Origin of the sequence: Cellulophaga baltica (genome assembly GCF_900102165.1) — a bacterium.
Classification (GTDB): Bacteria; Bacteroidota; Bacteroidia; order Flavobacteriales; family Flavobacteriaceae; genus Cellulophaga; species Cellulophaga baltica.
In genome coordinates this window covers 465,088-488,617 of the sequence record NZ_FNBD01000001.1, presented here as the reverse complement: position 1 = coordinate 488,617, position 23,530 = coordinate 465,088, and the positions used below count along the sequence as shown (strand labels likewise).

The following is a 23,530-nucleotide window of genomic DNA, read 5'->3' as shown; positions in this document are numbered from 1 at the left end:
TTAATTTGAAGCTAATTTATTTTCTTTTTCAAAAGGTTGCATGGCTAAATATGCTTTGTCTATAGATCTTATGTTTTCAAAAACTAATAGCAATCGGAGTCCGTTTCTAGTTTGCTTTTCTTTAATCTTACATAATTTAGGATGCGCTTGTACAAATTGTAAAACGCTAGTAAAATTAGCGCTTTGATAGAATGCAGATTGTTGGTCAGCAATAAAATAGCCTATCATTTTTCCTTGCTTCATGACAATTTTTTCCAAACCAATAGCATTGGCTATCCATTTTATACGAACAGAATTTAATAAGTCCTCTGCTTCAATTGGCAACTCGCCAAAACGGTCTATTAAGTCCAATTCAAATTTCTTTAAGCCTTCTTCATCGGTAATTTGATTTAGTGCGGTATATAAATTTAAACGCTCTGTAATATTATTGATATAGTCATCAGGGAATAGCAATTCAAAATCAGCATCAATCTGAGTTTCTTTTACGAAGACCTTTTCATGTTCGTGCCCATCAATTTCCTCATATAGATCTTTGAACTCATTTTCTTTTAGTTCATCAACAGCTTCTGCTAATATTTTTTGATAGGCATCAAAACCAATATCATTTATAAATCCGCTTTGTTCGCCACCAAGAATATCTCCTGCACCGCGAATTTCTAGATCTTTCATGGCGATATTAAATCCGCTACCTAATTCTGTAAATTGCTCTAAGGCTTCAATACGTTTGCGGGCATCAGAGGTCATGACCTCATAAGGCGGAGTGATAAAGTAACAGAACGCCTTTTTGTTACTACGCCCAACTCTACCACGCATTTGATGCAAATCGCTCAATCCAAAATTATTGGCATTATTTATAAAAATGGTATTGGCATTAGAAACATCTAATCCGCTTTCTATAATGGTTGTAGACACTAAGACATCAAACTCTCCATTGATAAAAGCAAGCATTAGGCTCTCTAACTTTTTACCATCCATTTGGCCGTGACCAATACCAATTTTGGCATCAGGCACTAAACGCTGTAATAAACCAGCAACTTCCTTGATGTTTTCTACACGGTTATGGATGAAAAATACTTGTCCTCCACGTTGAATTTCATAACTAACCGCATCCCGAATGGTTTCTTCAGAAAAGCGAATAACATCACTCTGAATAGGATATCTGTTTGGTGGTGCTGTATTTATAACCGATAAATCACGAGCGGCCATTAAACTAAATTGTAACGTTCTCGGGATAGGAGTGGCCGTTAAGGTTAAGACATCTACATTCTCCTTAATAGACTTTAGTTTATCTTTTACGGCAACGCCAAACTTCTGCTCTTCATCAACAATTAATAAGCCTAAGTCTTTAAATCTCACGTTTTTATTCACCAGTTGGTGGGTACCTATAATGATATCAACTTTACCGTCAGCTAATTTTTCAAGTGTTTCTTTTTTCTCTTTAGCAGTTCTAAATCTGTTTAAATAATCTACCGTTACTGGCATATCTTTTAACCGTTCACTAAATGTTCTGCTATGCTGAAATGCAAGAATAGTGGTGGGTACTAAAACGGCTACCTGTTTGCCATTTGCTACCGCTTTAAAGGCAGCTCTAATAGCCACCTCTGTTTTTCCAAAACCTACATCCCCACAAATTAAACGATCCATTGGTCGTTCACTTTCCATATCGCGCTTAATGTCTTCAGTAGCTTTACTCTGGTCTGGCGTGTCTTCGTAGATGAAAGAAGCTTCTAATTCATGTTGTAAGTAGCCATCGGGAGCATATTGAAATCCTTTTTCTGACCTACGTTTGGCATAGACTTGAATTAAATCAAAAGCAATTTTCTTAACTCTAGACTTCGCTTTTTCTTTTACTTTTTTCCAAGCACCAGAACCAAGTTTGTATATTTTGGGAGGCGTACCATCTTTACCAGCGAACTTAGATATTTTATGCAGCGAATGAATGCTGACATACAAAATATCACGCTCGCCATACACTAATTTTATGGCCTCTTGCTTTTTACCTTCGACATCTATTTTTTGTAAGCCTCCAAATTTTCCAACACCATGATCCATGTGGGTTACATAGTCGCCAATATCTAAACGAGTAAGTTCTTTAAGCGTAATGGCTTGTTTCTTAGAGTAGCCATTTTTCACATGAAATTTATGGTAGCGCTCAAAAATTTGATGATCTGTAAAACAGGTTATTTTTAAATCGACATCTATAAAACCTTGAAAAAGAGAATAGACTACTGTTTTGTAATGTACTTTTTTTCCAACTTCATCAAAAATATCATGAAAGCGTTGCGCTTGTTGCTCTGTGGAACAAAAAATATAATTAGTAAACCCAGCTTTTTCTTGTTCGTTTAAACTATCAATAAGTAAATCGAACTTTTTATTGAAAGAAGGCTGAGGTCTTGTGTTGAATTGAATTTCTTCTTCGATACTTTTTTGCGAAGGGTTGCCGCCAATAATTAAACTAAAAGCCTCTAATTCTTTTTTAAATAAGGTAGAATCTACAAAAAGGGCGTTAGGTTCTGCATGTTTAATTTCTGTTGAGAGCTTGCTGAAAGCTTCCGTGGCTTTCTCGAAAAAAGAATCTAAGCGGTCTAGTAAAATATCAATATCACTGTTAAAAATTAAAGTGTTTGATGCGATATATTGAAGAAAACTCTCTCTAGATTCATCTAAAAATTTGTTTTCTACATTGGGAATAATGGTAATCTTGTTTAATTTTTCAAGCGAAAGTTGTGTTTCTACATCAAAGGTTCTGATGCTTTCTACTTCATCACCAAAAAATTCTAAACGATAGGGTTCATCATTAGAAAAAGAGAATACATCTACGATACCCCCACGAACAGAAAATTCTCCTGGCTCTGTGACAAAATCTACTCGTTTAAATTTATATTCGAAGAGCACTTCGTTTAAAAAATCGAGCGATAAAGAATCTTCAATTTTTATTTTTAACGTGTTTTTATCTAACTCTTTTCTGGTGACTACTTTTTCAAAGAGAGCATCTGGATACGTGACAATAACTGCGGGTTTCTTACGCGAATTAATTCGGTTTAAAACTTCGGCCCGTAGTAAAACATTTGCATTGTCTGTTTCTTCAATTTGATAGGGTCTACGGTAGCTTCCTGGATAGAATAGCACATCTTTTTCGCCTATCATCTGTTCCAGATCGTTCAAATGATACGCCGCTTCTTCTTTGTCATTAAAAATTAAAAGAAAAGGCTGCTTTGCGGTCTTAAAAGCATCGGTTAACACAAACGATAAGGAAGATCCTATGAGACCTTTTATGTTGATAGTACCTTTTGTATGTTCAAAATTGGAAATAGCAGTGCGCAGTTTCTGCAATTGCGGAGACTGTTCGTAGAGTTGTTGAATGATTTTTTGGCTCAACTTAAAACTTTTGTGCAAATATAAACATACCTCGTAAATGCATTGCGTTCATTTTTAATCAATATGAATCACTTTTTGTTTCAAAAAGTGCAGAACTTGGTAGTTCTATAAAATTAAGAAGATGGCAAACAAGAAATTTGATGTATTTGTAATAGGAGGTGGTAGTGCAGGGCAAGCTGTAGCAAAGTCATGTGCGGAAGCAGGAATGAGTGTGGCAATCACAGAACGCCGTGATTATGGCGGTACTTGCCCATTGCGTGGTTGTGATCCCAAAAAAGCACTTTTAGCATCGACAGAAGTTTTAGAATTTGCTAGACATATGAATGGAAATGGGATTGTAAAATTACCCAAACTACTTTGGAGTGATATGCAAAAATTTAAAAAGATCTTTACCAAACCCATTCCAAAGGCTTCAAAAGACAGCTTAAAAGAGTTGGGCATTACAGTTTTTTCTGGTGCAGCTTCTTTTTTATCAGAAACAACAATTGCGGTAGGCGACGAAATTATTGAGGCCGATAAATTTGTTATAGCTACAGGTCTGAAGCCTATTGAATTACCAATTGAAGGCGCTGCCTTACTGAAGACCAGTGAAGACTTTCTTAATTTAAAAAAGCTTCCAGAACATTTAGTATTTGTGGGTGGGGGGTATATAGGAATGGAATTTGCTCATATGGCGGCAAGGGCAGGAGCAAAGGTGACTGTTATTCACTCTCATGAAAGACCATTGCAAGGTTTTGATCCTGACTTAGTAGATACCTTGGTTGCTTATTCTAAAAAAATAGGGGTTAAATTTTTATTTAATGCGAAAGTGAATAAAGTAAAAGAGGGAAAAAATAAGTTAAAAGTGTATTATGAGCATGAGGATACAACCAAACACATTAAGGCGAATATTGTGTTTAATACCGCTGGGCGTGTACCAGCAATTGACCAACTTGATTTAGAAAAGGCAAAGGTTTCTTTTAGCGAAAATGGAATTGCTGTAAATGAATACCTTCAAAACGCTGGAAATATGAATATCTACGCGTGCGGGGATGTTACAGACCATGGATTACCATTAACTTCTATGACGGGGCCAGAAGCAAATACCGTTTCGGCAAATATTATTAAAGGAAACAAAGTAAAGGTACATACCCCCGTGATTCCTTCGGTAGTCTATACCTTACCTAATCTAGCTAGTGTGGGTTTGAGTGAAGAAGAAGCAAAGAAAAGATATAAAAACGTACTCGTAAATCATGAGTCTGCCGCAGATTGGTTTAACGCAAGGCGAATAAACGCACCGATATATGCTTATAAAATTTTAATCAACGAACGTACAAAAGCAATTGTCGGTGCGCATATTATTGGACCGCATGCAGGAGAAACTATTAACTTATTTTCATTGGCCATCCGGAAAGAGATGACCGTAGATGATATGAAGGCTATCGTATTTACGTATCCTTCTTGGGGTTATGATGCAAATAGAATGTTATAAAATTAACTATGTAAACGTTCCTTCAATTTGATAGCAGGGCCAGTGGCCCTGTTTTTGTAGGCGTGATAAAAAGTAGATGCGAATAGTATAACACTGGCCACTACGGCTGTATATGCTATTTCAGGATAGTCTTCAATTTGACGAACGTAGATAGCGATAAATGCCCAAACAGCCACAAGTGCAAATTCTCTCATGTTTCGTTTATAGGTCATCAAAAGATTTATCACTGTAGCAATACCAATCATAAGTATGGCCCAAGTAGCTTCTGATAAAAACCCACCAGACCAGCCAAGTTTCGCTAGATAGGCGGTGATATTTGCAATGGTCGCCACTGTAATCCAACCGCTATATAAACAAATAGGCCACCATACAAAGGCAATAATTTCTATCGGAGCATCCCAACGTTCCATATTGGTATTTAGGATGATCTTTATTAAAGAAAACAAGATCCCAAACATAATTAAAACAGATAGCCCTGTATAATCATATACGAAGGCAAAGACCCATAACCCATTCAGAAAATTAGTGATAGCAAACCAATATCCCGTTTGTAAGATAAAATCGGTTTTCTTGACACTAAAAAAAGCTCTTCGCACTTGAAAAATAGCATATCCTATTAAAGACAAAAAAATTAGGCCCCAAATGGCAAATGCATAACCTGCTGGCGTAAACAAATTGTCGTATTGTTTACTTATTTGGCCTATAGTGGTATTGTTAAATTTTAATGCTTGTGATACATAGTTAACGATAATCACGAAGAGTACAGAGGCCGAGTTTACTAGTGCTAATTTCTTTTCCATAGGATAAAATTAAGTGCCTTGAAATTTAATTGTTGATGGTATCCAATTTAAAAAGAACTTAGATAACGGAAGAAGCAATATCTATTTTAAATATTTCGTCTTTTGTAATAACAAACACCTCGTGTTCTCTAGTAGGTTGTAATAAAAATGTTCCTGTAAATTCGCCAAACGCAGGCAATATCATTTGGTGGTCTGATTTATAAAAGCAGGCTAATTTTAATATCTGTCTCCCGCTACCTTTTAATTTTATAGCGGGGTGAATATGTCCTGCGAAATTAAATAATCCTTTACGTTCTTCAGGGTGATGTGTAAATAGAAACCCTTGCGTTACAATTTCTTGAATCACTTCAATATTTAAAGCTTCATATTTTAAGGGCGATATAATATCGTGATTTCCGGCAACTAAAACTAGTTTTGCAGTTGTTTTCGCTACCCAATCTTCAAACAAATTCCATTCTGTATTCATAGAGGAATGAAATAAATCACCCAAAAAACAAATACTTTTAGGTTTAAATTGAGTAACAATAGCCTCTAAAAGCATAAAATTTTTCTGTATGGCTTTTTGCGGAACGGCAGCACCGTGTTTTCTAAAATGCGATATTTTTCCAAAGTGAATATCGCTAACAATAAGTGTGCTTTTTTCTTCCCAAAAAAGCGCACCCGAACAATGCATGGTAAATGTCTGATTGTTTACTTGTATAGATTCTGTCATTCATGACAAAAATAAGAAAAAGCGAAGTGCTTTTTACTTTTGGGTAAGAATAGCGGTCATACGTTTGATACGGTCTGCTAATTTTTCACTAGATAATTTTTCTCGTAATCTATCTGTAATTATAGGGAATGAAAATGGTGTTGGTTTCTGGCATGCTTTCCAGACAATTTCTTGTTGTGAAATACGCTCTAGTGCCAGTCGTAAACGCCCTTCTTCTAATTGATGTTCAAATGTTTCCGTAAAGGCTTGTTGAAAAAGTAAATTGTCAGCTTCATAGTCTCTAAAGACATCAAAAAGGAGTTGTGAGCTGCTTTGTAAATGCTTCATTTTTACGCCCTTATTTGGATATCCTGTAAACACCATTCCACTGATTACGGCAATGTCACGAAATTTTCTACGCGCCATCTCCGTGGCATTTAAACTCTTCTGTAAGTCACTCAGCATAAAGTCTGTGGAAAATAAATCATTATCTAGAACCTGTTGTATGTCTATCTCTTGATCTGAGAGCAATTCAAATCCGTAGTCATTAAACGCCAGCGAAAAAGTTATCGGTGAAAGCAAACTTATGCGGTAGCCTAAAAGGCTTCCCATGGCTTCATGCACAAACCTACCTTCAAAGGGATAAAAAATATGGTGGTAACCATCGCGAGTTTTAAATGTTTCAATTAAGAATTCATTGGGTTTTGGAACAATACTTTCGTTACGTTGTTGGGTAAATACAGGCTCTAGTGCGATTAGCTCTGGGCCTATTTCTTTTTTGGTTAAATGGTTTGCCGATGCTTTGTATAATTCTTCACGTAGCAATTCAGACATTTGAGCAGAAAAAGTGAGACGCCCACCCATCCAACTTGGTATTTTGTTTGTTTTTTTAGTAGAATTCCGCACATGTACTTGCATGTCTTTTATCCGAATAAACTCTAGATTTCTTCCAGCAAATGTAAAGATATCTCCAGGAGATAATTTGGAAACGAAGAACTCTTCAATAGATCCAATAAAACCTCCTTTTTGATAGCGTACCGTTAAATTTGCATCGCTAACAATAGTTCCTATCTGAAAGCGATGCCGCATGGCAATACCTTTATTATTGACTTTAAATTTACCATCTTCCTCAAGGTCTACTTTTTTGTATTCATCATAGGTCTGCAAGCTTTGGCTTCCTAAGACTAAAAAGTTGAGTAGCCATTGCCATTGCTCTTTGGAGAGTGCTTGGTAGCAGAAGGTTTTAATTACTTCTTGGTAAATTTCATCCGGATAAAAGCCATCGGAAATAGCGAGCGTGGTGAGGTATTGCAGTAGCACATCATAACTATTCAAATACGGAATCCGGTCTTCTACTACGGTATGTTTTACCGCTTCTTGCAAAGCTGAAGCTTCAATAAGTTCTATAGCGTGAGTGGGTAAAAAATAAATGACGCTCTCTTTTCCTGGTCGGTGGCCACTGCGACCAGCACGTTGTAAAAAACGTGCCACCCCTTTGGGACCTCCAATTTGTATTACCGTTTCTACGGGAGCAAAATCTACGCCTAAATCTAAACTAGACGTGCAAACAACGGCCTTTAAGTTTGCATTACGGATGGCTTGTTCTACCCAAAGTCGGGTTTCTTTATTAATACTTCCATGGTGCATGGCAATTTCGCCAGCATACTCAGGATGTTTTTCTAAAATTTTTTGAAACCAGATTTCGCACTGACTTCTGGTATTGGTAAATAGTAAGGTGGTTTTACTATTGTTAATTATAGGGATAATCTCTTCTAATAAATGCAAGCCTAAATGTCCGCGCCACGGAAAGGTCTCCATTTTTTTAGGGATGATGCTTTTTACCGTTATTTTCTTATTCAGTTTAGCTTTTAGTAGAACTGAATTTTCAAGTGCCTTAGAATCGGTGCCCAATAGCACTTCTCGGGCCTGGTCTAGGTTGCCTATCGTTGCAGAGATTCCCCATATTCGAAGTTCTTTAGAAACTGTTTTTAGACGAGAAAGAGCCAGTTCCATTTGTACCCCTCTTTTGGTGCCTAACAGTTCATGCCATTCATCTACGACGATGGCGGTACACCCTTTAAACAGTTTGTCGTAGCCTTTAGAAGCCAAGAGTAACTGTAAACTTTCGGGAGTGGTGATTAATAAGTCGGGCATTTGCTTTTTCTGAGCAGTCCGCTCTTTTGTGCTGGTGTCTCCAGTCCTAATCCCTACCGTCATCTGTGTGCCTAAATCAGCAGCAACTCTTTCTGCAGATTGTCTAATCTCGTCAGATAAAGCACGCAGGGGAGTAATCCAAACAGCTTTCAAACCTTTTTTATGGTTGGTTTTATACGCCGGATTAGATTTTATGTAATTTAGAATTATAGGAAACCAAAGGGCGTAAGTTTTTCCGCTTCCTGTGGGAGCGTTTAACAATCCGTTTTTACCCTGTAAAAAAGCTTTCCAAGTATCTTTTTGGAATTTAAATGGTTTCCAATTGTTTTCTTGAAACCAATTCTCTGCAATAGTATATAGTTCGTCTCTATTCATAGTACGGTTAGGGTACTGTAATTATTCGGTAGTCGTAATACTTGTACTTGAGATTAAGCTTTTTAAATCTTCAATAGTATTGGCGTCTTCTATTTTTTTATCATGTCGCCAGCGTATAATTCTAGGGAATCGCGTAGCAATACCGCTTTTATGCCTTTTTGATAAAGCGATTCCTTCAAAAGCAATTTCAAATACATGATGTGGGGTAACACTTCTTACGGGGCCAAAACGTTCAAGTGTATTCTTTTTAATCCAAGCATCTACTTTACGGAACTCTGCATCTGTAAGTCCGGAATAGGCTTTTGCAAAAGTGACCAGCTCTTTTTGGCCCTCTTCATTTGTAGTCCAGAGGGCAAAAGTATAATCGGTAAATAAATTACTTCTTCTTCCGTGTCCGCGCATAGCATAGGTTAATACGGCATCAATCGTTAGCGGGTCTACTTTCCATTTCCACCAATCGCCCTTTTTTCTACCTACCAAGTAGTGAGAATCTTTTCTTTTGAGCATTAAACCTTCACTATGCATTTCTCGTGCCCGTTCCCTTTCTTTCGCAACCTCTTCCCAAGAATTAAAGTGAATTGTTTCTGAAATTTGGAAAGGCAAATTCTCTATAACTGAAATAGTTTGAAATAATTTTTCTAATAGCTCCCTTCGTTCTATAAAAGGAAGATGCCGAATATCATTTCCTTCCCATTCTAAAATATCATAGGCTTTAAGGATTACGGGTGTTTTTTTTAGCAGTGCTTTAGAAACCGTTTTTCTTCCAATCCTAGTTTGCAAATCATTGAAAGTGCCGATGATGTTATTGGCGTAGGGTAAAATTTCCGCATCAATGACGGTCCCGTTTGGAATAATACCAACAAGTTTTTCTAATTCAGGATACTTATCGGTTACTAATTCTTCTCCGCGACTCCATACAAATAATTCGTCATTCCTAAATATGGTTTGTGAGCGTATACCATCCCATTTATGTTCTGCAGACCATTCTTGCACATCACCCAGATCATGTACTTCATTTTCAATAGCATAAGCTAAATAAAAAGGATATGGTTTTGATAGGTAGTCATTTTCATTTTCCTCTAATATCAGTTCTTGAAAAGTAATTGTTTTAGGATCCCAATTCCCCATCAATTTATAGGCTAATATATCCTCATTTATTTCTGTAGCCTTAGATAAGGCCTTTGTCATTAATTTTTGACTTACACCAATTCGGAAACCTCCGGTAATTAATTTGGTAAAAACAAAACGTTCATAATAATCTAATGCTTTCCAGTTGTTGTAGAGGTATTCTTTTTTCTCTTCTTCGGGTTTCTTTTTTAAATGAATCATTTCTTCTAAAAATTCCGTGAGCGATTTGTCCGTTTGTAAAGGATTGGATGGAATTACTAGGGCTATAGTTTCTGCTAAATCACCCACAATATGATAACTCTCTTCAAAAAGCCATGAAGGGATATTGGATAATTCTGAAGCCCATTGTCTCAACAAGGTGGTATTTACCGGTCTTGGAGGTCTTCGATGTGATAAGATAGCGATGGTCCACACCTTATCTGTATCACTCGCTTTTGCAAAATACTCAGCTAGAGCAGTAACCTTTGTATTTGTTTTGGTTGTGCTGTCTAAGGTTTTAATAAGTGATGCAAAATTCTTCATGCGGTAAAATTCAAGCTAAGGTGTTCTAAGCAATTATTTTTTCTTCTATTTCTGTGGTTTCTTCTTCTCCGTATTGTGTTTCTTCGGTTCTGGCATCATACCCTTGTTCTCGCAAGTATCTTGAAAAGATATCTGAATAGCCATGTGTACAAATTACCTTTTCGGCACCAGTAGCTTTTATACTTTCTAATAAACCTGTCCAATCACAATGATCGCTGAGGACAAATCCTTTGTCTATTGCTCTTCTGCGTCTTGCACCTCTAAAGGTCATCCAGCCACTGGCAGATCCTGTAACGTAAGGCACCATTTTTTTTATCCACGTACTGCCGTGTGCACTGGGAGGGGCTAGTACCATGTTGCCCAGCAAATCTTGTTTTTTGGTTTCTTTAGTGATTAGTGTTGTTGCCGGGAAATCTACCAGTGGCCGTAATACTTCGGTCATGTTTTCTATGGCACCGTGGGTGTATATTTTGCCTATATCGGGATTCAAATATTTTAATAGACGTTGCGCTTTACCTAGGCTGTATCCAAAAAGTATCGATGTTTTTCCTTCTGCTTGGTTTTCTAGCCACCAATTGTTAATAGAATCCATCACTTCCTCTTGTGGTGTCCATTTAAAGGCAGGTAATCCAAAAGTGCATTCTGTAATGAACGAATCACATTTTACGACTTCATAGGGTGTAGATATTCCGTCGTTTTCAGTTTTATAATCACCTGTAAACACCCACACTTCTCCTTTATGTTCTACGCGTATTTGTGAAGAACCAATAATATGTCCTGCTGGGTGTAGGCTAAATTTCACATTATTTATAGTAAAGGTTTGTCCCCATGCTACTCCAGATACATTTATTTCCCCCAGTCTGTGCCTTATAATTGGTACATTTCTATGATGTGTAATGTAGCTTTTGTGTCCATAGCGGCTGTGATCTGCATGACCATGAGTGATAATAGCTTTATCAACGGGTTTCCAAGGATCTAGATATACTTTGGCGACACTGCAATAAATACCTTTATCGGTAAATTGTAGTAATGGATTTTTCATAGCCTTGTGAAATTACAAAATTATTTCTTTGATGATTATTTAGATAATTGACTTAAAGTCTATTGGTAGTAAATAGTTGAGGAAACCACCGTACAACTTACTAAGAGCCAAAATAATCGGTTTTATTGTAAAAAATGACTCCTAAAAAATTATATTTGTGCTCAAATAAAAAATAGATTATGTCTTTTGTAGATTTATATAGCAGTGGCGAGCATAGAAGAAATTTAGCTCATTTTTCATCAATTGCATCTTTAGCAGCTGTAGATGGTGAAGTTAATCCTCAGGAAAAAGTTTTATTAGATCGGTTTGCTAGAAAATTAGATATTACGGATGCAGAATATGCTGAGGTTTTAAAGTCTGATAATAAATACCCTATTAATCCTCCTTCTACATCAGAAGAACGTTTAGAGCGTTTGTATGATTTGTTTCGAATTGTTTTTGCAGATCACGAGATAGATGAAGAAGAAATGACCTTGGTGAATAAGTATGCTATTGGCTTAGGATACTCTTCGGAAGCGGCAACCAAATTAATTAAGCGCTCAGTGCAGATTTTTGGTGGTCGATTAGATTTTGAAGATTACCTTTATTTAGTTAAGAAATAAGATAATATAGGAATAAAAAAAGGGGGCTTTTAGCCCCTTTTTTAGTTTCAACTTATTAAATTATGCATTTGCATTTTTCATAAATTCTTCTGCTTTTTCCACCATGTTTCGGCTACCGCAAAAGAAAGGAACACGTTGGTGTAGTTCTGTTGGTTTTACCTCCATAATCCTATTTTTTCCATCACTAGCTAATCCATTAGCTTGTTCTGCAATAAAAGCCATAGGGTTACATTCATATAATAATCTAAGTTTTCCTTCAGAAGCAACACTACTTTTAGGGTACATGTAAATACCTCCTTTGATCATGTTTCTGTGAAAATCGGAAACTAAAGATCCAATGTAACGAGATGTATAAGGTCTGTCATCCTCCTCTTTTTGGCAATATTTAATATAATCTTTTACACCTTGTGGAAAATGTACATAATTACCTTCATTTACAGAATATATGTTACCATTCTCAGGGAAACTCATGTTAGGATGCGATAGATAAAACGTACCTAATGCAGGGTTTAATGTAAATCCGTTTACGCCATCACCAGTAGTATAGACCAACATAGTAGAAGTACCATAGATAATATAGCCTGCTGCAATTTGGTTTACACCTGGTTGAAGAAAGTCTTCAATAGTTACAGGAGTACCTACGGGAGTAACACGTCTATAAATCGAAAATATAGTTCCAACAGAGACATTAACATCAATATTTGAAGAGCCGTCTAGCGGGTCTATAAGTACTACGTATTTGTTTTGATGTTGATTATCAAAACTATTGATGCTTATAAAATCATCTTCTTCTTCAGAAGCAATTCCACAAACAATTTCTCTCTTTTTTAAAGTTTGTATAAACTTTTCATTAGCGAGAACGTCTAATTTTTGTTGGTTTTCTCCTTGAATGTTTTGATCTCCGGCTTCTCCAAGAATATCTACTAATCCGGCTTTATTAACTTCATGATTTACAACTTTAGCTGCTAATCGTAATCCGTTTAATAATCTAGATAGTTCACCAGATGAGTATTTAAAAGAGTCTTGATTTTCAATAATAAACTCTCCAAGAGTTTTGTATTGTTTAGTCATGATTGTAGTGTTTATTTACCTACAAATATCGTCTTTTTTGTGATACTACAACGTTTTCGTTCAATTTATGTTTTTTAAATTTGTAACTTCATGTTATATTTGTAACAATAAAAAAGAGGTTGGGCGCTATATTGAGAATAGAGAAATAAATCTAGCCTATGATTATTAAAATCTAAAAAAAAGAGTGATGAAATTTTCAATAAGAGAAGCAAAAAAAGAAGACATGGATCAAGTTTTATCCTTGATTAACGAGCTTGCTGTGTTTGAAAAGGAAGAAAATGCCGTTGAGGTTACTTTAGACGACTTAATTAGAGATGGTTTTGGTGCTAATCCACTATTCCACTGTTTTGTGGGTGAAGTAGGTAATGAAATTAAAGGAATGGCATTGGTCTATAATAGGTACTCTACTTGGAAAGGACCTATTATTCATTTAGAGGATTTAATAGTAACAGAGTCTATGCGTGGAACTGGTATGGGAACTGCATTGTTAAATGAGGTGGTTACATACGGTCATGGCTTAGGTGTAAAAAGAATAAACTGGGAAGTTATAGATTGGAATGAACCCGCTATTAAATTTTACGAAAGTAAAGGCGCAAATGTAATGCGCGATTGGGACGTGGTTCAATTAGATGAAAATGGTATTAAAAATTATATAGCCAATATATGAGAATTTTTAAATTTGGAGGTGCATCTGTAAAAGATGCTGATGGGGTAAAAAATTTAGTGAGTGTTTTAGAGCAAGTAGGTTATGAGCATACACTAATAGTAGTTTCTGCAATGGGTAAAACAACCAATGCTATGGAAACGGTTGTTACGAGTTATTTTAGAGATAAATCTGAAGTTGCTGCTGCAATCCAAGATGTTCTTAAATACCACAATGATATTTTAATGGATTTGTTTGAAAATGACAAACATCCTATATTTAAAAAAATAAAGGAACTTTTTGATGAAGTTCAAGGGTTTCTTGCGTGGAATAAATCGCCAAAGCACAGCTTTGTCTATGACCAAGTTATAGGGTATGGAGAATTGGTTTCTACCACTATTTTAAGTGCGTATTTAAATGAAGTAGGTATTAATAATACATGGTTAGATGTTCGTGATTATATTAAAACGGATGATAATTATAGAGATGCTGCTATCAATTGGGAAAAAACGCAGGAAAATATTTCAAAAGGAATTGATAAAAGTAAATTTTATATAACTCAAGGATTTATTGGCAGCGATGACAATAACTTTACCACTACTTTAGGTAGAGAAGGGTCCGATTATTCTGCGGCTATTTTAGCCTATTGTTTGAACGCCACTGCGGTTACCATTTGGAAAGATGTACCTGGAGTGTTGAATGCAGACCCTAGATATTTTGATAATGCTCAATTATTAAATCAAATCTCTTATAGGGAAGCTATTGAATTAGCTTTTTATGGTGCATCAGTAATTCACCCTAAAACTTTACAGCCCTTACAACGAAAAGAAATTCCTTTACTTGTAAAGTCTTTTTTAGAACCTAAAAATGCGGGAACTACGGTAGGGAAAGGTCCTGGCATAGAGCCAAAAGTACCATGTTTTATCGTGAAAAAGAATCAAGTTTTAATGAAGTTATCTTCTTTAGATTTCTCATTCATTGTAGAAGATAGTATCAGTGAGCTGTTTAAATTATTTCATGACCATAAAATGAAAGTAGATCTTATTCAGAATTCTGCGATCAGTTTTTCTGTGTGTGTCGATAATAAATTTGGGCGCTTAAATGATTTACTAGAGATTTTAAAAAGAAAATTTAAAGTAAACCATCAAGAAGAAGTTTCTTTATATACGATTCGTCACTTTGATACTGAGGCTATTACCTCCTTGCAAAATGGTAAGGAAATTTTATTAGAACAGCGCGGTAAAGAAACGGTGCAATTAGTTGTGAAGTAACCTTTTGACTATCAATAGTAAACATGTAAAAAGTATTCTTTTTTCAAAAAAGAAATTAAAACTTAATTGCCAAGTAACGATTTTCCTATATTAGCATTCAGGAAAATGGGTAAGATAATATGGGTTTAGTAACCGCAAAGGAAGTTGCAAAAGCAATAAATATAGATAAATATGGCTTTCTAGGCACTTTTATAGGATGGGTTCTTATGAAAGTGACTAGAATTTCTAGTATTAATAAGTTTTATGATACAATCAGCCATTTAGAGGGGCAAGCTTATCCAGATGCTATTTTAAAGCATTTTGATATTGATTTTCAGATTCCCGAAGAGGATTTCAAAAGATTACCAAAAGATGGTGCTTTTATCACTATCTCTAATCATCCGTTAGGAGCTATTGATGGTATTATCTTAATAAAATTAATGATGGAATACCGTCCTGATTTTAAAATCATGACCAATTTCTTACTGCAACGTATGGAGCCTTTAGTGCCTTATATTGTTCCTGTAAATCCGTTCGAGTCTCATAAAAAAGCAAAAAGTAGTTTGTCAGGATTTAAAACTGCGCTTCAGCATTTAAGAGACGGCCATCCCTTAAGTATATTTCCTGCAGGAGAAGTTTCTACCTTAAAAGATGGAAAACTTCTTGTAGATAGACCTTGGGAAGAAGCTGCTTTAAAATTGATAAAAAAAGCAGAAGTCCCTGTTGTGCCTATTTATTTTCACGCTAAGAACAGTAGACTTTTCTATCGTTTGGCAAAATTGAATGATGTTTTTAGAACCGCCAAAATACCATCAGAGGTATTCACACAAAAGAATAGACCTATAAAGGTACGAATAGGGCAACCTATCGCGGTCAAAGTACAGAAAGAACAACAGAGCTTAGAAGAGTATACGGAGTTGCTTCGTAGAAAAACCTATATGCTTTCTAATGCCTACGAAAAGGAAGGCTTAACCGATAGAATAAGAGAGCAAATACCCACCTCTTTAAAATTGCCTAAGGCACCTCGAAAAATTGCTTCGGCCATTAGTCCAGAACTGATGGAAGAAGAAATTATTAAATTAAGAGACAAAGGATGTAGGCTATTGCAGAGCAAAAACTATGAAGTTTTCTTAGCGGTAGAGCATGATATGCCTAACATTTTACAAGAAATAGGTAGACAGAGAGAAGTTACTTTTAGAGCTATAGGGGAGGGAACTAATAATTCTATTGATCTTGATCAGTTTGATGCCTATTACCATCATTTATTTCTTTGGGACGAGCAAGAGAAAGCTATTGTAGGAGCATATAGAATGGGCTTAGGCGCAGAAATATTCAAAGCGTATGGCATTGATGGGTTTTACTTGCAAGATTTGTTTAGAGTAGAGCCAGAGCTGTATGCGATGATGAGCGAGTCTATAGAAATGGGACGTGCCTATATCGTTAAAGAATACCAACAGAAACCCATGCCGCTATTCTTGCTTTGGAAAGGAATTGTACATACTACACTACGTTTTCCAGAATATAAGTATTTAATTGGTGGGGTAAGTATCAGTAATCAGTTTTCTAATTTTTCTAAATCTCTTATGATTGAGTTTATGAAATCTAACTACTGGGATCCGTATGTGGCACAGTACATTAGACCTAAAAAGGAGTTTAAGGTAAAGCTTAAAGATGCTGATAAGGAATTTGTGTTTGATGAAACTCAGGCTGATTTAAACAAGTTTGATAAATTAATTGACGAAGTAGAACCAGGAAGTTTACGTTTGCCTGTATTGATAAAAAAGTACATAAAACAGAATGCTAAAGTGGTTGCTTTTAATGTAGATCCGCTATTTAATAATTCTGTAGACGGATTGATGTATATCAAGATAGCCGATTTACCAGAAGACACGGTTAGACCAGTAATGGAAGAGTTTCAAGCAGAGCTAGAACGAAAAATGGCGGCAGGTCAAGATTTAACTACTAATGATCCTGAAAATTAAGATCTTTTGGATAGTACAAAAAAAAGCCAAATCTTGCGATTTGGCTTTTTTATTTTGAGCTGTTGTGGTGCTACTAGAACCAAGGCTTTCTTCCTACTTGGTATGTATTGTAAAATTCTTCATCAGATTTTGTTAAATAGATGATTCCTTCAATAAGACCAATAATGCCTCCGAAACCACAAGTTACTACGGATACAATAAGTTGTATAATACCTTCTTTTTGGTATCCTAATATAAATTTATGTACGCCAAAACTTCCTAAAAATATTGCTAATAATCCAGCAAGTACTTTCTTGTTTTCGTCTCCTGCAGCTGCTCCTGAAAAAGCTTCTTTTGCACCTGCTGCAAATTCATTAGCGGTTTTGTTGGCTTCATCTGCAAACTCGTTTGCATTTTTTTCTGATTTGTTTTGTTCTTCTGACATTGGTTGAATTGTTATTTGTTGTTAAACTGTGCTAAATGTAATAATAATTTCTAACTCACAGAAATTCAGCGTCTATTGGCTCCCAAAGTTCTATTTTATTGCCGTCAGGATCAAGAATCCATCCGAACTTTCCATAGTCAAACTCTTGAATTTCATCTACAATAGTAACTCCTTCCTCTTTTAAAATTGCCAACAACTCCACTAAATTTTCTACCCTGAAGTTCATCATAAATGATGATTTGCTAGGTTCATAGTAATCGGTGTCTTGATTCATTGGGCTCCATTGCGTACTGCAATCATTACCTTCTTTATCTTTCCACCAAAAAGTGCAGCCGTACTGATCTGTATTTAATCCTAAATGGTTGTTGTACCATTTTTTAATAGCATCTGGGTCTTTCGTCTTGAAAAAGAATCCACCTAAACCTGTAACTCTATTTTTCATTATTAATTGTTATTAGATCGTCACTTTAAGATGTTTTTGTAATACTACGCTATATGGGAGTTTAGAAAGGTCTTCCTTAGCACTAGCTAAGCGCTGAACTTAGCTTTGACTTTGTCTACTACAGTTTGTGCTAGTTTTATTTTAGACTCCACGGTCCATCCGCCCACATGCGGAGATAGTATCACATTTTGAGCTTTTATTAAATAGCTGAACGCCTCGGGCAGCTCATTCTCTGAAAACATGTTTTCAAATGATGCTTTTTCATATTCTAATACATCTAATCCTGCTCCTAACACTTTTCCGCTTTTTAAGGCTTCTACTAAATCTTGCGTTACAATACACTTACCTCGAGCGGTATTCAAAATCCAAATGTCTTTACTAAAACCATCGATAAATTCTTTGTTTATCATATTTATGGTACTTGGTGTTTGCGGTACATGAAGACTAATGATATCACATTTCTGTTTGATTTCCATAATCCCCACTTGGCGTGCATTATCATCATCAACACCGCCTTTAATATCATAGCATAGTACTTCTACATCAAACCCTCTGAGTTTTTTGGCAAAAGCCTTCCCCATATTTCCGTATCCAATAATACCAACGGTTTTACCATCTAATTCTATTCCACGGTTTCCTTCTCGGTCCCATTTACCGTGTCTTACCTCTTGGTCTGCTTTATTTAAATGGTTGAAAAGAGATAAAAGCATGCCTAAAGTATGTTCTCCTACGGCATTTCTATTTCCTTCAGGAGCTGCGGCTAAGAATATATTTTTATCCTTTGCATATGCTGTGTCTATATTTTCTAAGCCGGCGCCTAGTCTTCCTATGAACTTTAGCTGGGTAGCTTTTTCTAAGAAAGTGTGGTCAAGACTAAACCTGCTGCGGATGATAATACCATCGTATAAATGTATTTTTGCTTCTACTTCTTCTTTGCTTGAGGTGTAATCTTCCTCGTTTATAAACCCTAATTCATTAAATTGTTCGATAATTAAAGGGTGATTCACATCTAAATGTAATACGCGCATTCTTGTATTTGGTTATATTTTTAGTACTAAGTTCCGTGAAAAAAGAATCTAAATATAATCAACAATTGCTGATTTGGGTAAGGTCAAGCTGTTTTTCAACCTTAAAATACGTAATTGAGATTCGATACTTCTTTTAATAACGATAGACTAATACATTTTATTTGGATTCTCTGAAGTTTTGGGTATTTGCTGAATAGCATCCCAGTGTTCACAAATTTTACCCTGAGGATCAAATCTAAAAAAATCCATCGTAACATATTGGTCGTTATCTGGCCATACTTGATGGGTGTGGAGGGCTACTAAATCATCCTGAGCGATCACTCGAACAAATTCAATAGATTTTTCTGGATACGCTAATTGCATTTTTTCAAAATAGGCGATAAAGCCTTGAGTGCCATTGGCAACTGCAGGGTTGTGTTGAATGTATTCTTTTCCAACATATTTTTCAACAGCTATTTTTGGATTGCCTTCGTATGCTGTTTTATAGAAAGCTACTGCATTTTTTTGTTCTGTTCTATAGATGTCATAATCTCTAAATATAAAGCAAGTGGGATAAGAATATACGATAATTTTAGCGCTATGAAAAATGAAATTTGTAATACAAGAGAAAAAAGTAATAGCCGATTTAAATCTGTTTGAATCAGATCTAAATCCACTATCGTTGTTGGTCCACTATAGGGTGTGGCTATTAATGCGCAATAATAGCGCTAAATTAAATCATAGCATCTACGACGGTTTTACTATCTACAATCTGTTCAAAACTTACAATTTTACTATTTTTAAGTTTCCAGATATGTGTTACTCGTGCAGAGAATGCCTTGTTAGTTTGTTTATACACTCCTGAGTAAGTGCCAATAGCGACAACAGTATTGTCTGTTGCCACATATTCTTCTGGGGTAAATTTATAGGCATCCCACTCAGACCCTAATCTTGAAAATACATTTTTGGTGATATCTTTTATTCCAACATAGGTACCCGCGTATGGGAAGCCTTTGGCTTCTGTCCAACGAATATCACTGGCAACAAATTTTTCTAAATTAGCTCCATTTTCTTCTGATGTTTTACCCTCGTAAGTACTTCTAATTATTTCTAAGTTTGTCATCTTTTTAGATTTTAAAGTACAACTTGACAATGCGAATAAAAGCATTGTCAAGATGCCTATTGTTAGAAACCTTACCATTTCATTTCTCCAGTATTTACTTTTGCTCCAATTTGTAATGCCGTTTCAAAAGTAGCTTTTGGGTAGTGTTCTTTTAATATGGAAATTAAATCTGTGGAAGTAGGTTTTGTTTTGAGTGCTTCTTCATAAAATTGAATGTACTCCTTAGTGTGTTTTACGGAAGATAAGTTAAGTGTTGTTTTAGAATTTCCATGTGCTGGAATCACTATTGTTGGTTTTAAGGTATCAATTTGTTCTAAAATTGATATCCATGAATTGCGAGCTTCTGTGGTTTGCGCGTCTGCCATCCATAGATGAAAATTGTCTGAAAATACATTGATGCCACCAAGAACAGCTTTGCTAGATGGAATATAAATAAAAGTTTTTGCAGGGAAATTATCTAAGCCAATTATTTCTAGTTTTTCGCCTTCTAATTCTAAAGAACTTCCTTTTAATACTTGAGGTAAAATTACATTTGTAGTGATTGCGCTACCTAATTTAGCTCCCCAAACATCCAATTTTTTTTTGGGCGGTAGCCTTAATGTTGTCTACAGTAGCAGGTGTTGCATATACAGTAATTTCTGGATAGTATTTTTTAAATACTTGCAGGCCAAAATAGAAATCTGGGTCACTGTGTGATATGAAAATTGTTTTTAGATTTTTACCTGAATCTTTAATAGATTTTGCAACGTTTTCTGCATCTGCCAATGTAAATTGAGCATCTATTAAAATTGCGTCTTTTTTGCCAGAAACAAGTATAGAGGCAACGCCAAAGCTATTTTCCGATGCATTGTAAATCTGTAGTGTAAAATTATTCGTGGCAATTGTTTGTGTTTCTTGTGCTTCCATGTTACATAAAATTAAAGTAGTTAATACTATTGTTGAAATAAGATTTTTCATTGTATGCTGTTTTAATTTGATGCTACAAAATTGCATAGATGAACAAAAGAAAACATTGAACAAGTTCAATAAATGAAAAAACAAAAATTATTTGGAAACAGTTTTACTTCTAATTTTACTCAAAAATTCATGCGATATTCCTAGATATGAGGCTAATTGAAGATTGGTTAATTTTTGGGCTATTTGGGGGTATTTGGTAATAAAATTTAAGTAGCGATCATCTGCTGTTTGACTTAAGTTACTAATCATCCTACGCTGTAATGACACTAAAGTTTTTTGTGTCATGATTCTGAAAAGTTTTTCAATGGAAGGTATTTGCTGATAAAGCTGCTCTTTATTTTCGTGAGTTATCAATAAAGCTTCACTATCCTCTATGGCCTGTATGGATAATATAGATTTGTTTTGATTAGTGAAACTATCAATATCTGTAATCCACCAATCTTTAATAGCGAAATATAATACATGTTCTTTACCTTGAGAGTCAAGGGTGAAGACTCTGAAACAACCTTTAGTGACAAAGCCTTCAAACTTACATATCTCCCCTTGTTTTAATAAAAATTGCTTTTTAGCGATAGTTTTGGGATAAAATGCATTAGAAAATGTCTCAAGATCTGAATCATTGAGTTGAACGTTTTTTGTGATATTTTGCTTTAAAAGATCTAGAGACATTCCTTAAATATAATGCTTGTATTTTGGTTATTGCGGTATAGGAGGATGTATAAATTTAATGAAAAAAATATTATTTTAATTGTTGGATTGTATGGTAAAAGTATGGCGCAATGTTCAGGGAGCTTATAAGAGCGATTTTTTCATACAATATTGGCTATGTGGCTAGTAAAGGTGCATAAAAAAAGCATCAACTGTAGTATGTTGATGCTTTCTATAGTGCGGTGTTTTAATTTATTTTTTTCTTAATTCAAATAAATCTTTTCTGCGATCTCTCAAATTTTTTACACTGCCAAATTGATTTAATTCTCTAAGTAAATCTATATCTACATCACAGATTAATATCATTTCGGTATTTGGTGTAGCCTCTGCCTTTATTCCGTTTGCAGGAAAAGAAAAATCACACGGAGTAAAGACCATGGACTGTGCGTATTGAATGTCCATGTTATTTACTCTAGGTAAATTACCCACGCTACCAGCGATGGCTACATAACATTCATTTTCAATAGCTCTTGCTTGTGCGCAATGACGTACTCTTGAGTATCCATTTTGAGTATCGGTTAAAAATGGAACAAATAAAATATCCATACCATCATCTGCAAGAAGTCTACTTAGTTCCGGGAACTCAGCATCGTAACAGATCAAAATTCCAATTTTACCACAATCAGTATCAAACGTGCGGAGCTCAGAGCCGCCTTGCATGCCCCAAACTTTGGCTTCATCTGGAGTAACATGTAATTTTTCATAACGCTCTGTAGTGCCGTCTCTCTTGCATAAATAACCTGCATTGTACAAACGGTCATCAATAATTTCAGGCATACTTCCTGTAATAATATTAATGTTATAAGTTATAGCTAGTTCTGAGAATTTTTTAACTATTTCTGAGGTGTGCTTTGCCAACTCTCTAATGGCATCAGATTCTTTTAGGTGGTTATTCTCTGCCATTAATGGAGCATTAAAAAACTCTGGGAATAAAGCAAAATCTGAACGGTATCCAGATACAGAATCGATAAAGAATTCTGCTTGTTGCATTAAATCTTCAAGATTTTTATAGCTACGCATCTGCCATTGAATTAGTCCAAGGCGAATAACTTTTTTATTGGTAGCTGCTTTGGTATTTGTTTTTTGGTAATAGATATTGTCCCATTCTAAAAGAACGGCATATTCATTAGATTGTGCATCGCCTTCTAAGTACCCTTTCATAATTTTTGAAGGGTGAAAGTCGTTGGAAATCTGAAAGTTTAAAACAGGGTCATGAATTTCTTTGCGTCTAACACTTTCAATATATTGTTTAGGCGAAAGCTCGTTGGAGTATTTGTGATAATTAGGAATTCTGCCGCCAAAAATAATACCTCTTAAGTTTTCTCTCTCACAAAGTTCTTTACGGTAGTCATATAAACGTCTTCCAAGGCGCAAGCCTCTAAATTCAGATTTTATGAATACTTCAATCCCATACAACACATCCCCATCTTTTTTTAAGGTGTTGAAGGTATAATTTCCCGTAACCTCTCTGTAGGTATGTGGTCTGTCAAATTGTGCGTAATCAACTCTTAAAGATAGCGCGCAGCCTGCTAAATTTCCATTCACTTTTATGACCACTTGCCCCTGAGGAAAATCATTTATTAACTTCTGAATTAAATTTTCTTTCCAATAGGAGTTTTCCATATTGGGGTAGGTTTCAATCATTGCAGATTTCAAAGCTTGATAATCGTCAATGGTTAAGAATTCTAATTCTATATTTTCAATATTTCGTATCATAAGGCAAGCAATTATTGCGCAAAGATTACAACTTTTTTCAATAG

At 35.4% G+C, this 23,530-nt stretch carries 21 protein-coding genes; 5 read left to right on the top strand and 16 right to left on the bottom strand.

What is annotated here, in order from left to right:
• Positions 1 to 3,378 (bottom strand): transcription-repair coupling factor, encoded by a 3,378-nt coding sequence (gene mfd, locus BLQ19_RS02135; protein WP_074537248.1) that lies wholly within the window; start codon positions 3,376 to 3,378, stop codon positions 1 to 3.
• Between the two features lie 121 nt (positions 3,379 to 3,499).
• On the opposite strand from mfd, the gene BLQ19_RS02130 reads away from it, so the two are divergent.
• Positions 3,500 to 4,849 carry a dihydrolipoyl dehydrogenase family protein gene (locus tag BLQ19_RS02130; protein ID WP_074537247.1) on the top strand — a complete coding sequence of 450 codons (1,350 nt, stop codon included), beginning with the start codon at positions 3,500 to 3,502 and terminating at the stop codon, positions 4,847 to 4,849.
• A 2-nt stretch (positions 4,850 to 4,851) separates the two neighbouring features.
• Here the strand turns inward: BLQ19_RS02130 and BLQ19_RS02125 are convergent, their stop codons facing one another.
• The 5 genes from BLQ19_RS02125 to BLQ19_RS02105 are packed head-to-tail and all read right to left on the bottom strand — an operon-like array spanning position 4,852 to position 11,561.
• Positions 4,852 to 5,649 (bottom strand): TspO-related membrane protein, encoded by a 798-nt coding sequence (locus tag BLQ19_RS02125; protein ID WP_074537246.1) that lies wholly within the window; start codon positions 5,647 to 5,649, stop codon positions 4,852 to 4,854.
• Positions 5,650 to 5,707: 58 nt separating this feature from the next.
• Positions 5,708 to 6,361, bottom strand: a complete 654-nt coding sequence (gene pdeM / locus BLQ19_RS02120) for a ligase-associated DNA damage response endonuclease PdeM (protein ID WP_034665068.1) — start codon at positions 6,359 to 6,361, stop codon at positions 5,708 to 5,710.
• A gap of 33 nt (positions 6,362 to 6,394) precedes the next feature.
• Positions 6,395 to 8,869, bottom strand: coding sequence for a ligase-associated DNA damage response DEXH box helicase (locus tag BLQ19_RS02115; protein ID WP_074537245.1), 2,475 nt, complete (start codon positions 8,867 to 8,869; stop codon positions 6,395 to 6,397).
• A 21-nt stretch (positions 8,870 to 8,890) separates the two neighbouring features.
• Positions 8,891 to 10,519: an ATP-dependent DNA ligase gene (locus BLQ19_RS02110; protein ID WP_074537244.1), complete on the bottom strand. Its 1,629-nt coding sequence runs from the start codon at positions 10,517 to 10,519 to the stop codon at positions 8,891 to 8,893.
• A gap of 25 nt (positions 10,520 to 10,544) precedes the next feature.
• Positions 10,545 to 11,561: a ligase-associated DNA damage response exonuclease gene (locus tag BLQ19_RS02105; RefSeq protein WP_029447250.1), complete on the bottom strand. Its 1,017-nt coding sequence runs from the start codon at positions 11,559 to 11,561 to the stop codon at positions 10,545 to 10,547.
• Between the two features lie 179 nt (positions 11,562 to 11,740).
• On the opposite strand from BLQ19_RS02105, the gene BLQ19_RS02100 reads away from it, so the two are divergent.
• Entirely contained in the window at positions 11,741 to 12,163 is a 423-nt protein-coding gene (locus tag BLQ19_RS02100) for a tellurite resistance TerB family protein (protein ID WP_024482030.1), read from the top strand.
• A gap of 60 nt (positions 12,164 to 12,223) precedes the next feature.
• Here the strand turns inward: BLQ19_RS02100 and fbp are convergent, their stop codons facing one another.
• Entirely contained in the window at positions 12,224 to 13,234 is a 1,011-nt protein-coding gene (gene fbp, locus BLQ19_RS02095) for a class 1 fructose-bisphosphatase (protein WP_024482029.1), read from the bottom strand.
• A 187-nt stretch (positions 13,235 to 13,421) separates the two neighbouring features.
• On the opposite strand from fbp, the gene BLQ19_RS02090 reads away from it, so the two are divergent.
• From BLQ19_RS02090 to BLQ19_RS02080, 3 genes are all read left to right on the top strand, one after another.
• On the top strand, positions 13,422 to 13,901 hold the full coding sequence (locus BLQ19_RS02090; RefSeq protein WP_024482028.1) for a GNAT family N-acetyltransferase: 480 nt from the start codon (positions 13,422 to 13,424) through the stop codon (positions 13,899 to 13,901).
• The gene (locus tag BLQ19_RS02085) at positions 13,898 to 15,148 is read left to right on the top strand and encodes an aspartate kinase (RefSeq protein WP_024482027.1); all 1,251 of its coding nucleotides are present in this window, start codon (positions 13,898 to 13,900) and stop codon (positions 15,146 to 15,148) included. The genes BLQ19_RS02090 and BLQ19_RS02085 overlap by 4 nt, the downstream gene beginning before the upstream one ends.
• Before the next feature lie 119 nt (positions 15,149 to 15,267).
• The gene (locus BLQ19_RS02080) at positions 15,268 to 17,109 is read left to right on the top strand and encodes a GNAT family N-acyltransferase (RefSeq protein WP_074537243.1); all 1,842 of its coding nucleotides are present in this window, start codon (positions 15,268 to 15,270) and stop codon (positions 17,107 to 17,109) included.
• 73 nt (positions 17,110 to 17,182) lie between these two features.
• Here the strand turns inward: BLQ19_RS02080 and BLQ19_RS02075 are convergent, their stop codons facing one another.
• From BLQ19_RS02075 to BLQ19_RS02040, 9 genes are all read right to left on the bottom strand, one after another.
• On the bottom strand, positions 17,183 to 17,533 hold the full coding sequence (locus tag BLQ19_RS02075; RefSeq protein WP_024482025.1) for a TM2 domain-containing protein: 351 nt from the start codon (positions 17,531 to 17,533) through the stop codon (positions 17,183 to 17,185).
• A 55-nt stretch (positions 17,534 to 17,588) separates the two neighbouring features.
• Entirely contained in the window at positions 17,589 to 17,975 is a 387-nt protein-coding gene (locus BLQ19_RS02070) for a VOC family protein (protein ID WP_074537242.1), read from the bottom strand.
• 86 nt (positions 17,976 to 18,061) lie between these two features.
• Positions 18,062 to 19,003 (bottom strand): 2-hydroxyacid dehydrogenase, encoded by a 942-nt coding sequence (locus BLQ19_RS02065; RefSeq protein ID WP_024482023.1) that lies wholly within the window; start codon positions 19,001 to 19,003, stop codon positions 18,062 to 18,064.
• A 147-nt stretch (positions 19,004 to 19,150) separates the two neighbouring features.
• Positions 19,151 to 19,459 carry a nuclear transport factor 2 family protein gene (locus BLQ19_RS02060; protein WP_437438133.1) on the bottom strand — a complete coding sequence of 103 codons (309 nt, stop codon included), beginning with the start codon at positions 19,457 to 19,459 and terminating at the stop codon, positions 19,151 to 19,153.
• A gap of 256 nt (positions 19,460 to 19,715) precedes the next feature.
• Complete coding sequence (locus BLQ19_RS02055; RefSeq protein ID WP_024482021.1) at positions 19,716 to 20,105, bottom strand: nuclear transport factor 2 family protein; 390 nt, start codon at positions 20,103 to 20,105, stop codon at positions 19,716 to 19,718.
• A gap of 71 nt (positions 20,106 to 20,176) precedes the next feature.
• A complete protein-coding gene (locus BLQ19_RS21460) occupies positions 20,177 to 20,680 on the bottom strand; it encodes an MBL fold metallo-hydrolase (protein WP_254788178.1) in 504 nt (167 codons plus the stop codon).
• Positions 20,661 to 21,062, bottom strand: a complete 402-nt coding sequence (locus BLQ19_RS21455; RefSeq protein ID WP_254788176.1) for an MBL fold metallo-hydrolase — start codon at positions 21,060 to 21,062, stop codon at positions 20,661 to 20,663. The genes BLQ19_RS21460 and BLQ19_RS21455 overlap by 20 nt, the downstream gene beginning before the upstream one ends.
• An 87-nt stretch (positions 21,063 to 21,149) precedes the next feature.
• Positions 21,150 to 21,731, bottom strand: a complete 582-nt coding sequence (locus BLQ19_RS02045) for a Crp/Fnr family transcriptional regulator (protein ID WP_024482019.1) — start codon at positions 21,729 to 21,731, stop codon at positions 21,150 to 21,152.
• Positions 21,732 to 21,962: 231 nt separating this feature from the next.
• On the bottom strand, positions 21,963 to 23,486 hold the full coding sequence (locus tag BLQ19_RS02040; RefSeq protein ID WP_024482018.1) for a carbon-nitrogen hydrolase family protein: 1,524 nt from the start codon (positions 23,484 to 23,486) through the stop codon (positions 21,963 to 21,965).
• Positions 23,487 to 23,530 lie beyond the last annotated feature (44 nt).